Source organism: Myxococcus sp. AB056 (assembly GCF_006547365.1).
Taxonomy (GTDB): domain Bacteria; phylum Myxococcota; class Myxococcia; order Myxococcales; family Myxococcaceae; genus Myxococcus; species Myxococcus virescens.
Genome location: NZ_VHLB01000156.1, coordinates 1 through 12,414 on the forward strand (window position 1 = coordinate 1; position 12,414 = coordinate 12,414).

Genomic DNA, 12,414 nt, shown 5'->3' on the forward strand with positions numbered 1-12,414 from the left:
CAACAACCCTCCCCCTTCCCCCACCACGCCCAACAACCGCACCTGGTGCCGCTCCATCTTCCGAAGGGCCGCCAAAAGGGTATCCGTGGGAAAAACGGTGGCGAAAAGGGAGGACCACATTTCCTTCCAAGCCTGTTTCCGCCGCATTGCCACCTCCTTCGAGTCGTTGCCTACATCTCCCTGCAACAGTCCTGCCGGGCGGGTGCTTGCTCACCAATGAACACGGCATGGCCCCGCGGTCCGGCTTAGACTGGCGACGTGACTCGTCGACAGGTGGCACGGTTGGGTCGGATGGCGGACCTCTTTTCGCGAACGATGGTGCGCGGGAAGGAGGGGCTGCTGACGCTCACCTTCCGCCCGGACGAGCTGTACCGGGTGCCCACGGACGACGGGGCCTCCATTGCCCTGGGCCGCTACCACGCCCGAGGCGAGAAGCGCTTCGCCCAGCCCGTCATCCTCTGCCACGGGTTGGGGGCCAACCGCTTCCACATGGACTTCGACGAGCAGTACAGCCTGGCCCGCTACCTGGCCCGGTCCGGCTTCGAGACGTGGGTGCTGGAGCTGCGAGGCCGGGGGCTGGCGGGCGACTGCCCGGATTTCAACTTCGATGACCAGGCCGAGCATGACGTGCGCACGGCGGTGCGTACCGTCCTGTCCACAGGTGCGAAGGAAGTGCTCTGGGTTGGTCATTCGAAGGGCGGGCTGATGCTCTATGCCCACCTGGCGAAGACGCCGCAGGCGCCCGTGCGGGCGGCCGTCGCCCTGGGCAGTCCCTTCACCTTCGCGGTGCAGCCGGGCCTGCGCACCTTCATCCAGAAGGTGGAGCCGGTGCTGAAGCTGCGGGTCATCCCCACCAGCCGCGTCACCAGCATCGCCCTGTTCGGCGCGCCGCCGGGGCCCATGAGCCGCTACATGATGCTGGCGGAGAACATGGAGACGGAGGTGGTGCGGCGCGCGCTGGCCAACGTGCCCGCCGACATCGCCGGCGGCGTGGGGCGCCAGTTCGCGCGGTGGATCACCACCAACCGCTTCACGTCCTACAACGGCGAGTTCGACTACCGCGAGTCCCTGTCCCGGGTGACCATCCCCTTCCTGCTGCTGGCGGGCAGCAAGGACCTGCTGGCCCCCCCCATGGCGGTGGCGCGCGCCAAGGAGTACCTGGGCGGGCCGGTGAAGGTCCTGGTCGCCGGCAAGGCCCACGGCTTCGGGGCGGACTACGGGCACGCGGACCTGGTCCTGGGCCGCCGGGCCCCGGACGAAATCTTCCCCCTGGTGGAGGCGTTCCTCTCCGCACACGCGACGCAGCCGTAGGCCCGGTGAGGTTGTCCGGCCCTGCCCGGCGTGCTACCGGAACGGGCCTCGCGCCATGACTGACGGCTTGCCAATCTGGAGCCCTCCCCCTCACGAGGCCCCGCGCATGCGCTTTTCTCCCACCCGCGCCTTCCTGGTCCCACTCGCCATCGCCCTGGCCGCGGGGGTGGGCATGCCCGCCTGCACCAAGCCCGTGATGGAGACGCCGGAGGCCCTGGTGGTCGCCAGCGTCAACGGCGAGGTGCTCAGCCGGACGGACTTCGAACAGGAGCTGTGGCGCGAGCTGGCGCTGACGGACATGTCCCAGCGCACCTTGGAGGACGTGGAGCCCTTCAAGCGCGCGCTCCTCGACACGTACATCCACCGGATGCTGCTGCTTCAGGAGGCTCGCAAGCACAACATCACCGTCACCCCGGAAGAGGTGGACCGGGGGGTGCTGCGGCTGTCCGGGGACTATCCGGCGGGCAACTTCAACGAGGTCCTGGCCCAGGGGCAGCTCTCCATGGCGGAGCTGCGCTCGCGGGAAGCAAGCCGGCTGACCATCGAGAAGCTGTTCGCCAGCCACGTCTATTCGCGCGTGGCGGTGACGGAAGAAGAACTGCGGGCCTGGTACGGCGCGCACGAGAAGGACTTCCACGAGCCCGAGCAGGTCCACGCCGCGCAAATCGTGGTGAAGGGCCTGGACGAGGCACGGCGCCTGCAAACCCAGCTCAAGTCCGGCAAGAAGTTCGCGGACCTGGCGCGCAGGTATTCGCTCAGCGCGGACGCCAAGGTGGGGGGCGACCTGGGGTTCTTCCCCCGGGGGCAGATGCCGCCCGCCTTCGACGAGGTGGTATTCAAGCTGGGGGTGGGGCAGGTTTCGGACGTGGTGTCCACCGAGTACGGCTTCCACCTGTTCCGCGTGCTGGAGCGCAAGCCGGCGCGCAAGCGGGAGTTCGTGGAGGTCCGTTCGCTGGTGGAGGCCAAGCTGCTGGAGCAGAAGCGGTCGCAGGCGCAGGAGACGTTCGAACAGGAGCTGCGGCAGAAGGCGCAGGTCCAGGTGAACGAGGCCACGTTGCAGGCCATCCGCGGGCGTCCGGCGCCTCAGCAGGCGACGGCGGAGTGACGACGAAATCGAAGACCGGGGCGGCGGTTGGACGCGCCCGGGGTGGTACGGAAGGATGGCGGGAATGAAGAAGCTGGTGGCGGCAATCGCGGCGGTGGCGCTCCTGGGGAGCAGCGGGGCGGCGCACGCGGAGCTGGTGGACAAGGTGGCCGCGGTGGTGAACCGCGACATCATCGCGCTGTCCGAGGTGCAGCAGCGCGCGGCGCCGGAGATGGCCCGCGTCAACGACCCGGACCCACGCAAGCGCGGCGAGCAGCGGCTGCAGTTGATGAAGACGGCCCTGGACACCCTCATCGGCGAGAAGCTGATGGAGTCCGAAATCGCGCAGCTGGGCATCACCGCCACCGAGGCGGAGGTGGATGAGCTGGTGGCGGACGTGCGCCAGCAGAACAACATCACCGACCCCGCGCAGTTCGAGCAGCTCCTGCTGGGCGAAGGCCTCACCATGGCCACCTACCGGGACATGATGCGCAAGCGCATCCTGCGTGACCGCCTGCTGCGCATGAAGGTGGGCCCCCAGGTGAAGATCACCGAGGAGGACCTCAAGGCCGCGTACACGCAGTACACGCGCATGGAGAGCGGTGACTCGGAGGTCCACGCGCGCCACATCCTGGTGCAGGTGGACGCCAAGGCCACGGCGGAGCAGGTGGAGGCCGCCAAGAAGCGGGCGGAGGCCATCGCCACGGAAGCGCGCCGGCCGGGCATGGACTTCGCCTCGCTGGCCCGCGCCCGCAGCGAAGGCCCCAGCGCCGCGGACGGCGGTGACCTGGGCTGGTTCAAGCGGGGCGTCATGGTTCCAGCCTTCGAGAAGGCCGCGTTCGGCCTCCCCGAGGGCGGCGTCAGTGAGCCGGTGCGCACCAACTTCGGCTGGCACGTGCTGAAGGTGGAGGAGCGCCGCACGGTGGCCGCCGCGTCCTACGAGGAGATGCGCTCCAAGCTGGAGGGCAAGCTGCTCCAGGAGAAGACGGAGAAGTTCCTCGACCAGTACGTGCAGGAACTGCGGCAGAAGGCCAACGTCGACGTGAAGCTGTAACCGCCGTGGGCCTTCCGCTCGTCGGAATCTCCCTGGGGGACGTGTCGGGCATCGGGCCGGAGGTGACGGCTGCGGCCCTGACGAAGTCCTCCGTGCGCAAGGTGCTCGTCCCCGTCATCTTCGGGGACGGGCCCACGCTGGCGCGCTTCCCCGCCTTCCGCCGCTATTCCCGCGTGGAGCCCTCCGCCCTGGGCCGCGTGGAAGGCCCCACCGTGGTGGAGGTGACGCGACTCGCGGAGAAGGACCGCGTGCCCGGAAAGCCCTCGCGCGAGGGTGGCCGCGCGCAGTACGCCTTCGTGACGGCGGCCATCGACGCGATGCGGGCCGGACACGTGGACGCGCTGTGCACCGCGCCCGTGTCGAAGGAGCAGATTTCCCGCGCGGGCATCCCCTTCATGGGTCACACCGAAGTGCTGGCGGAGGCCTTCGGCGTGGACGTGATGATGTTGATGGATGGGCCTCGCGTACGCGTGGCGCTCGCCACCAACCACGTTCCCCTGGCGGACCTGCCGCGCCTGCTCACCGTGGACGGACTGACCGCGCAGCTCAAGCTGCTGTCGCGCAGCCTGGAGCCGGTGGTGGGCCACAAGCCGCGCATCGCCGTGCTGGGGCTCAACCCACACGCGGGCGAAGGTGGGCTCCTGGGACGCGAAGAGGTGGAGGTGATTGGCCCCGCCATCCGCAAGGCCCGCGCGGCCCGGGTGGACGCGCACGGGCCCATCCCCGCGGACGGGCTCTTCGCGAAGCCCGACGCGGTGGGCGCGCGCTACGACGCGGTGCTGGCCATGTACCACGACCAGGGACTCATCCCGGCCAAGGCGCTGGACTTCGAGCGCACGGTGAACGTGACGCTGGGCCTGCCCGTGCCGCGCACGTCTCCCGACCACGGCACGGCCTACGCCATCGCCGGCAAGGGTGAAGCGAGCTGCGTGCCCATGGTGGAAGCGCTGCTCAAGGCCGCCCAGCTCGCGGGGGCCCGTCTTGCACACCCGGCAACCGGCCGACGTGCTCGGCCAGGTCCGCTCCGTCCTTCGCCGGGTCGATGAGCTGAACGTGCGCCCCGGAGCCACTGTCCGGGACCACCAGCACGCTCACGAGGCCCCGGGGACACTCCCCCAGGCAGCCTGACGCCATCACCCGCGTCCGCTCGGCGAGGCCCCGTCCCGCCAGGGCCTCCCGCAGCCGGCGTGGCAGGTCCACGCCACCGGCGCTGGCCTCCAACCGCACGAGGCAGCGGTGGCAGACGTGCAACTCCGTGGGCTCCGGCGGCTCGGTCGCTGGCATTCCAGATGGAAGCATAGAAGCCAGTGGTCCGCGCGCGCCTCAGAAGATGAAGGGGAAGCGGATGGGCTCCTGCATCCGCACCTGATGCACCGGGAACTTCCAGCGGCGCACCACGTCCTCGATGCAGCGCGACAGCGGCGTGGCGCGCAGCGCAGCGGTGTCCATGGACACGTTGAGCGTCTCACCGCTGGGGAGCACCGACCACTGCACCATGAAGCGGCCACCGGCCTCCATTGGCGTGCCCTGCGCGTGTGAGCGCAGGCACGCGGTGATGGCGGGCTGGTTCGTCAGCACCACCTGCTTCACGTCCTCCGGCGTGAGGTGCTCCTTCACGTCCACCGCCGGCGGCACGTAGACGGTGCGCGCGGGCTCCTCCGCCTTCGAGAGCTCGGCGTCTTCCGTGAAGCCCAGCTCGCGCGCGAAGGCCTCATCGAGGTCCGCGTACGGCCCCTTCTCCGACGTGTCCTCCTCCACGGCCTCCACGGCGACATCACCCGGTGAAGTCGCGATGGCGTCCTGGGACGCGCCGCCTTCCGCCCCCGTGTCTCCGAAGTCGAGCTCGACGGGCGCGGGCGGCAGGGCCGCCGCCTCGTCTGGCTTCGCGGGGGCCTTGCGCTGGATGGGCGCGGGGCTCACCACCGCGAGCGACTCCGCCACGGGCGTGCCCGGGTTTCGCGCCGGCCCCGAGGCAGGCCCGGAGGCGCGCAGTCCGTTCGCCGCGTCCTGAAGAAGCGTCGAACCCATGCCCGGCTGCGTGCTGGAGACAGCCACGGACGACGCGGCAGCGAGCGCCGCGTCCGGCGATGAACCGCTCACGACGGCCTGTGTGGACGTGCTCGCTCCAATGGCGTGCCCGGACATCGCGGCGCCAGCGCCAGCCGAGGACAGGCCCGCCCGGGCGTCACCGCTCGTGCCAAGGACAGCGCCGTTCGCCGTGCGCCGGATGGCCTCATCGGCGCTCACCTGCGTCCCCGTGAAGTCACCACGCACGTAGAGTCCCGCGACCAGCATCAGGCCCGCCGCCAGCGCGCCCACGGCCGCCGCGCCCATCAACTCCCCAGGGCGAAGTCCCAGGGCACGGCCTGTCTCGCTCACACTCGCACCGCGCCACCGCGCGGATTCCAGGTGCGCATGCGGCGGCGCATCACCCCACATGGGCGCATCCGGCGCACGCGCCAGCACATTCTCCGCACGCGGCGGCAACAAGGCGCCCAGGGACGTCACCTTCTTCGCTCCAGGCGAAGTGCGCATCCACTCGGGAATCTCCACCGTGGGCTCGGGCAACACGTCCAGCATGTGCGAGGTGGACGACGGCAGGCGCTCCAGCCACTCCGTCTCCTCCTCCGCGAGTGCGAGCAACGCGCGCATGCTCGCGGAAACATCCGTCACGGGCGCAGGGTCTTCCACGGCCGCGTCGTCTTCACACGCCTCGAGAAGCTCACGGTCGAGATACGCGTCGAGGTCTCCCTCGAGCGCCTCGCTCACGCTCACCGTGCCGCGCGGCTCCAACGCACCTGGAGTGCCTTTGCCCTGAGTACGGAACTGCCCTTCAGCTCCGGAAAGAAGCTCGTCCACACGCCCTCCCTCGCCCGCGCTGCACTCACCGGCCCTGACTTCGACTGGGCGTGCAACGTAGGAACCGGTCCTCGTCGCGCCACCCCCCACTGTTCGTCCTAGAACGCTGTGCCCCCTGGAGGCACCGCGCCTGTCCACTGCTTCACCGGGTCAACTCACGGCGGATGGCGCACGCGGCCCCGCAACTTCGCGCTCTGGAAATTCATTCCGCACGCGTGCATGCGCGCTGTACTCACGACAACGCATGTATCGAGCACTCCTGCATCCACCCCGCTGGCCGCCTCTGCGTGCGGCCATGTTTCCACCCGGAGTCAGTCACCCATGAGCACGACTTCCACCGACGACCTCCGCACGCTGACGGAGCTCGAAGGCCGCGTCATGCGCGCCATCCAGACGAAGGACCTGGAGGCCATCAAGTCGCTCACGACCGAGGACTTCATCTATCGCGGCGCGGACGGCGCGGAGATGAACCGTGACGCGTTCATCGTGGGCATCGCCGAAATCCCCGGTGACATCACGTCCATCGAAGCCGAAAAAATGAAGTCTCACGTCTTCGGTGACACGGGCGTACTCGCCGGCATCCAGCGCTCGCAACTGCGCATGACGGACGGCAGCGAAGTCACCGACGCCGTGTACTTCACCGACGTGTGGCAGCGCCGCGACGGGAAGTGGCTCATGGTGTTCGCGCACAGCAGCCCGGCAGCGTCCACCGAGGCTCAGCAGGCGCCCGAAGGCGCACCGCAGCAGCAGTAACCCGGCCCCTCCGTCCCACGAGGACGTTCCGCAACCCACACCCCGATGCGCGGCGTCAGGCGCCGCGCACCCCACATCGCAGCGCCTCCTACGCGGAGCGCGCATCCTGATACACTCCGAGGCAGGGAGGCCGTCATGATGCAGCTCTTGCACGGTGAGCGCCGGTGGCGCCTGCCGGCCCAGGGGGAAGACTGGCTCATCGTACCGTCCGTCGACCTGGAGCGGCTGAAGCACTCGCAGGCACCGGTACCCGACGTGTTCGTCAGCTCCGCCTTGAAGCGCTGGCTGGCCACCTCCGCCGCGCACACGCTGTATGCGATGTACGAAGCGCTCGGAGGCAGCCGCCCGCTGGGGCTGTCCGGCCTGGAGCGCGGCCGGTACGAGCAGCGCCTTCAGCAGCGGCTCACCGAGGCCTTCGTGCATGGGGAGCTGGTGGCGCTCCCCATCGCGCGGCCGGTGCTGCTGCCCACGCCCTGGCCGGAACCACCGCCGCTGACGTCCGAGGAAGCCCCCGTCGAGGAACAGACGTGGCTGGCCATCGAGCTGAAGGACGAGGAGGGCAACCCCATCCCCCACGCGCGCTACCTGGTGACGCTCCCGGATGGGAGCACGCGCGAAGGCACCCTCAACAAGAATGGCTACGCGCGCGTGGACGGCGTGAATCCCGGCCAGTGCCAGGTCACCTTCCCGGAGCTGGACGGGCAGAGCTGGTCATGACGGCCTCGATGTCCGAAGCCTCCTTGGGGATGGCGGCGGTGAGCACCTCGTTGCCATCCGAAGTGACGAGCACGTCGTCCTCGATGCGGATGCCGCGTACGTCCGCGTAGCGCGCCAGTACGTCGCGCTGGAGCCTGTCCTTCGCGCGCGCCATGAGCCGCGCGTCCGACAGGATGGCGGGCACCTGGTACATGCCGGGCTCAATTGTCACCGCCATGCCGGGCTCCAAATCCCGGTCCAACCGCAGCGAGCGGTGACCGAACTCCGGCGAGCGCGTGCGGCCCGGCGCATAGCCCGCCCGGTCCCCCAGGTCCTCCATGTCATGCACGTCCAGCCCCAGCAGGTGGCCCACGCCGTGCGGGAAGAAGAGCGCGGTGACGCCGTCCACCACCAGCTCCTCCGGGTCCCCACGGAGGATGCCCAGCGCCACCAGGCCTCGCGCCATCTCCCGGTGCGCGGCCAGGTGCACGTCGCGGTAGCGCGTCCCCGGCTGGACTGCGTCGATGCTGGCCTTCTGCATACGCAGCACGACGTCGTACAGCTCGCGCTGCGTCGTGCTGAAGCGGCCCGTCACCGGCCACGTGCGCGTCACGTCACAGGCGAAGCCGGCGGGGCTCTCACCACCCACGTCCGCCAGCAGCAGGTCGCCCTCGCGCAGCGTGTGGTCATAGCGCAGGTTGTGCAGCACCTCGCCGTGCACGGTGACGATGGGCTGATACGCCGGCCGCATGTCGCGCGAGACGAACTCCGCCTCCATCGCGGCGCGCACCGCGGCCTCCAGGATGCCCGGCCGCGTGGCGCGCATGCCCGCCAGATGAGCCAGCACTGTGACTTCCGCGGCCTGACGCAGCTGCGCCTGCGCGGCGTCGTCGTGGCGAAGCCGCAGCGCAATCATCGCGTCCGCCAGCGGCACATCCACCGCCGCCAGGTGACCGGGACGCACCTCGCGGCCCAGCAGCGCGGCCACGTCCAGGCACGTCTCCAGGTCCGGCGTGGGCAGCGTCGCCACGTCGCGGCCCTTCAGCGCCGCGGGCAGCTCGGCGCGCGAGCGCACGGTGCAGCCCGTCCGCTCCGCGATTTCAGCGAAGCCGGGCACCGCGCCGTCCCACAGCGCGTCGTCGGGACCGGGCTCGGGCAGGTACAGCGTCCAGCCCTGGCCGTCATACAGGCCCACGCCGTCCGGCGCCGCGAGCCCGAAGAGGTAGAGGAAGTGGCTCGACGCCCGAAACGGGAACTGGTCGGCGGCGTAGTTGCGCGGGCGGGGGCGGCTCGACGCCAGCAGCGCGGCTGCGCCCCCAAGGGCTTTCGCTAGCTGCTCCCGCCGTCGGGTGAGAGCGGAGCGCTCGGAAACGGAAGGGAGCAGCATTCTGGAACCTCGCGTTCAGGCACCCAGCGGGCGCTGGGGCAACAGCTTGAAAAGGAAGGCCAGCAGGTCGTCGAAGTGGCCGCCCTTGCGGAAGACGGCGTCCACCGGCATGTCGATTTTCCCGTCATGACCGGTGACGAAGACGACCTTGGTCTTCGGCATGTGGTGGCGCACCAGCGGAATCAGCCCCGTCCCAAAGCCGTCACCCAGGCTCTGGTCCAACAGCACGGCGTCATACGCGCGAGGCCGGTTCAATAATCCCGCGGCCTCCGAATAGGAGCCAGCGGTGACGACCGCGAAGCCCGCATCCTCCAAAAGCGCGGACAGCGTCATCCGGTTGGAAGGGTCGTCTTCCACGAGCAGCAGGCAACGCCCGAACGTCCAGTTCGTCTCCATCACTTGCTCCCCCGAGTCACGTCATTCCGGTCATGGGCCCCCGCCTCCGGGCCCGTGAATTGGATTTCCACGTAGGTGCCCCCAGAGGGGCCAGCGCCCAGGTCCAGTTGCCAGCCATGCCGCACGGCCGTCCGGTGGACGATGCTCAGCCCCAGCCCGGCATGGTGGGGCCGCGTGGTGAAGAAGGGCTCCAGGGCGCGCGAGTACGCCTCCGCCGCCAGGCCCTCTCCGGTGTCCTCCACACGCAGGCACACGCCGCTTTCGGCGTCCCGCGTGCGCACCGTGAGCGTCCCGCCGCGCGGCATGGCCTCCAGCGCGTTGTCCACGAGGCAGCGCACCAGCAGCGCCAGGTCCTCCACCTCCAGCGGGACGCCGCCCTGCTCCTTCAGGTCGCGCACCACCTCCACCGACGGCGGCACCTGGGCCTCGGCGAGCGCGTGCTCCACGCCATCGCGGGCGCTGCACCGGGGACGCGTGCCACCGGTGGGCGGCGGCGCGCGCTTGGAGAGCACGTCCTCCGCGGACGTCAGCTCTTTTTCGATGAGCTGGAAGAAGGTCTCCACGCGCGGGTCCGCGCTCCAGAGGTCCGTCTTCTTCACCTGCCGCATCAAGTAGAACGAGGCGTTGCGGATGCTGGCCAGCTTGTTGCGCAGGTCGTGCCGCAGGGTGGAGGCCACCACATCCGCCACCGCCGCCCGCTCACGCGCCTGGAGGTCTCTGCCTGCCATGGGTCAAATCCTCGCGCCTTGCAGCCCTTGTTGAGGCCGGCCTCGCACCCTTGCAATCGCCTGCACCAGCTCACGCAACGGTACCGGCTTGGTCATACACACCACCGCGCCCTGCGCCGCCACCCTGCGGAGCATCTCCGGCACCACGTGGCCGGACACCGCGATGATGGCGACGGACAGGTTCGCCGCGCGCACCTTGGACACCAGCTCCGGCCCGCTCATCTCCGGCATCACCAGGTCCAGCACGCAGACGTCGTATTCCCCCGAACGCAACGAGGACAACGCCTCCTCGCCGCTGTACACGGCGCGCGCGCGCAGCCCCACCGTGCTCAGGGCGCGCACCATGCCGCGCGCCACCTGTTCGGTGTCGTCCACCACCAGGACCTGCGGCGCCGCCGCCGCGCGCAGCACCGTGTCCAGCGCGTGCGTCACGTCGAAGGGCTTGGGCAGCACGGTGAAAGCGCCCTCGGCGAGCGCGTCATCCACCAGCTCTTCCGCCGTGAAGGCCGTCATCAGCACCACCGGCATGTCGGGGCGCTCCTGCTTGATGCGGCGCAAGAGCTCCACGCCGTGCAGGCCGGGCATGCGGATGTCCGTGAGCACCACGTCCACGGATTGCTTCTCCAGGAGGCGCAAGGCCTCCTCACCATTGGCCGCCTCGAGGACCGTGTGGCCCTCCAGCTCCAGGTTCGCGGCCAAGGTGATGCGAAGCGACTCCTCGTCGTCGACCAGCAGGATGCGCGCGGGGGCCACTGCGACGTCCTCCATCATGCGGCCTGGGCCGCCGCTGCCGCGGGGAGCTCGATGAGGAACTCACTACCCCGCTCCGCTTCGCTGCGCACAGAGATTGTGCCGCCATGACGTTGCACCATGTTGGCGACAATGGCCAGTCCCAAGCCGGTGCCACGCGTCTTCGTGGTGAAGAGCGGTTCGAAAATCTTGGGCAACACCTCCGGGGGAATCCCCGCGCCGTCATCCATGACCCGGATGCGCCAGGGACTCGTGTCTCCACCTTCCGCTACGACTGAAACCACTCCATTGCGCCCCACGGGCATCGCCTCCACCGCGTTCTGCACCAGATTCACCAGGACCTGACGGAACTGCTCCTTGTCCAGGTGCGGCACCGGCAACGACTCCGGCACGTCATTGACGATTCGCACACCTTCCCGCTGCGGCACCACGCCAATGGCCTCGTCCACCAACGGACGCAGCGGACACGGCTGGAGCGCGGGCGGACGCTCGCGAGCGAAGTCGAGCAGGTCGGAGATGATTTTCGCGCAGGCGTTCAGCTCGCGCTCCATCAGCCCCAGGAACTGGGGGACCCGTGGGTCATCCGCGGCCCCTGCTGGGTCCCTCGTGAGCTTCCGGGAGAGATAGGCGTGGGAGTTGCGCACGGCGGCCAGCGGGTTTCGAAGCTCGTGCCCCACGCTGGCGGCCAGCTGTCCCACCGCGGCCAGCTTCTCCACGCGGATGAGGTGCTCCTGGAAGCCGCTGAGCTCGCGCAGGGCGCGGTCCAGCTCGCGCGCCTTCGCGTGCTCCCGTTCGCGGGCCAGCTCCAGCTCCGCCCGGCGCACCGCCACCTCGCGCAGCTCGCGCAACATGCCCCGGCACGAATACACCAGCACCACGTCGATGAAGGCCACCCAGAAGGCGTGCTCCACGAACCGCCACAGCTCCGGCGGAAGCCCGCCGTAGAGCGAGTGTGACCACAGGGTGCCGCGCATCACGTGGTCCACGACGGTGGTGATGCTTGCGGTGAGCAGCACCCACGGGTCGCGGTACAGCGCCAGGAAGGCCAGCGAGCCGAAGATGTGGAAGTGCGTCTCCACCCGGCCGTCCGTCAGGTAGATGAGCAGCGAGGACCAGAGCGCCTGGCATACGGCCACCACGTGACGCGTGGGCATGGAGCCCGGACGCCAGCGGGCCATCACCATCGGGAAGGCGCTGAGCAGCGTCCCCACCAGCACGGCCGCCTGGAGCTGCGCGCCGCTGCCCCGTGGACCGAACAGCGCGATGACGATGCCCACCGCCCACTGGCCCAGCATCAGCCCCGCGAAGAGCCGGTCCGTGCGGACCCGCACCGCGGACAGGTGCTCGCGGAACAGCCGCGCGGCGCGCTCCTTGAGCGCCATGGGCGGGCTGGGCG

General features: G+C 69.8%; 13 protein-coding genes. 6 read left to right on the forward strand and 7 right to left on the reverse strand.

All coding sequences use genetic code 11. The features are described 5' to 3' along the window. Nucleotides 1-291 precede the first annotated feature (291 nt). The 4 genes from FMP39_RS36005 (at nucleotide 292) to pdxA (ending at nucleotide 4,495) form a co-directional block, all read left to right on the forward strand. Nucleotides 292-1,311 (forward strand): alpha/beta fold hydrolase, encoded by a 1,020-nt coding sequence (locus tag FMP39_RS36005; protein WP_141594481.1) that lies wholly within the window; start codon nucleotides 292-294, stop codon nucleotides 1,309-1,311. Nucleotides 1,312-1,417: 106 nt separating this feature from the next. Continuing rightward, nucleotides 1,418-2,416, forward strand: a complete 999-nt coding sequence (locus FMP39_RS36010; RefSeq protein WP_194858712.1) for a peptidyl-prolyl cis-trans isomerase — start codon at nucleotides 1,418-1,420, stop codon at nucleotides 2,414-2,416. Between the two features lie 64 nt (nucleotides 2,417-2,480). Next, a complete protein-coding gene (locus FMP39_RS36015) occupies nucleotides 2,481-3,449 on the forward strand; it encodes a peptidylprolyl isomerase (protein WP_194858713.1) in 969 nt (322 codons plus the stop codon). Between the two features lie 5 nt (nucleotides 3,450-3,454). Further along, complete coding sequence (pdxA, locus tag FMP39_RS36020; RefSeq protein WP_141594484.1) at nucleotides 3,455-4,495, forward strand: 4-hydroxythreonine-4-phosphate dehydrogenase PdxA; 1,041 nt, start codon at nucleotides 3,455-3,457, stop codon at nucleotides 4,493-4,495. Here the strand turns inward: pdxA and FMP39_RS37640 are convergent. Together FMP39_RS37640 and FMP39_RS36025 are read right to left on the reverse strand one after the other, a co-directional pair. Beyond that, the gene (locus tag FMP39_RS37640) at nucleotides 4,401-4,733 is read right to left on the reverse strand and encodes a hypothetical protein (RefSeq protein WP_141594485.1); all 333 of its coding nucleotides are present in this window, start codon (nucleotides 4,731-4,733) and stop codon (nucleotides 4,401-4,403) included. The two genes, pdxA and FMP39_RS37640, sit on opposite strands and share 95 nt — an antisense overlap. Before the next feature lie 39 nt (nucleotides 4,734-4,772). After that, nucleotides 4,773-6,308, reverse strand: a complete 1,536-nt coding sequence (locus FMP39_RS36025; RefSeq protein WP_141594486.1) for an AgmX/PglI C-terminal domain-containing protein — start codon at nucleotides 6,306-6,308, stop codon at nucleotides 4,773-4,775. A gap of 321 nt (nucleotides 6,309-6,629) precedes the next feature. Here FMP39_RS36025 and FMP39_RS36030 point away from each other — a divergent pair, with 321 nt between their 5' ends. Continuing rightward, on the forward strand, nucleotides 6,630-7,061 hold the full coding sequence (locus FMP39_RS36030; RefSeq protein WP_141594487.1) for a nuclear transport factor 2 family protein: 432 nt from the start codon (nucleotides 6,630-6,632) through the stop codon (nucleotides 7,059-7,061). A 135-nt stretch (nucleotides 7,062-7,196) separates the two neighbouring features. Then, on the forward strand, nucleotides 7,197-7,778 hold the full coding sequence (locus FMP39_RS36035; RefSeq protein WP_228558625.1) for a carboxypeptidase-like regulatory domain-containing protein: 582 nt from the start codon (nucleotides 7,197-7,199) through the stop codon (nucleotides 7,776-7,778). Here the strand turns inward: FMP39_RS36035 and FMP39_RS36040 are convergent. From FMP39_RS36040 to FMP39_RS36060, 5 genes are all read right to left on the reverse strand, one after another. Continuing rightward, a complete protein-coding gene (locus FMP39_RS36040) occupies nucleotides 7,741-9,144 on the reverse strand; it encodes an aminopeptidase P family protein (RefSeq protein ID WP_141594489.1) in 1,404 nt (467 codons plus the stop codon). The genes FMP39_RS36035 and FMP39_RS36040 overlap by 38 nt on opposite strands. Before the next feature lie 15 nt (nucleotides 9,145-9,159). Continuing rightward, the gene (locus tag FMP39_RS36045) at nucleotides 9,160-9,540 is read right to left on the reverse strand and encodes a response regulator (protein ID WP_013936365.1); all 381 of its coding nucleotides are present in this window, start codon (nucleotides 9,538-9,540) and stop codon (nucleotides 9,160-9,162) included. Continuing rightward, a complete protein-coding gene (locus FMP39_RS36050; protein WP_090486560.1) occupies nucleotides 9,540-10,268 on the reverse strand; it encodes a HAMP domain-containing sensor histidine kinase in 729 nt (242 codons plus the stop codon). Before FMP39_RS36050 ends, FMP39_RS36045 begins: the two co-directional genes overlap by 1 nt. 3 nt (nucleotides 10,269-10,271) lie before the next feature. Continuing rightward, complete coding sequence (locus FMP39_RS36055; protein WP_140786870.1) at nucleotides 10,272-11,039, reverse strand: response regulator; 768 nt, start codon at nucleotides 11,037-11,039, stop codon at nucleotides 10,272-10,274. Beyond that, nucleotides 11,036-12,414: sensor histidine kinase (locus FMP39_RS36060; protein ID WP_368667091.1), on the reverse strand; the 1,379-nt coding region annotated here is incomplete at its 5' end. The genes FMP39_RS36055 and FMP39_RS36060, both read right to left, overlap by 4 nt.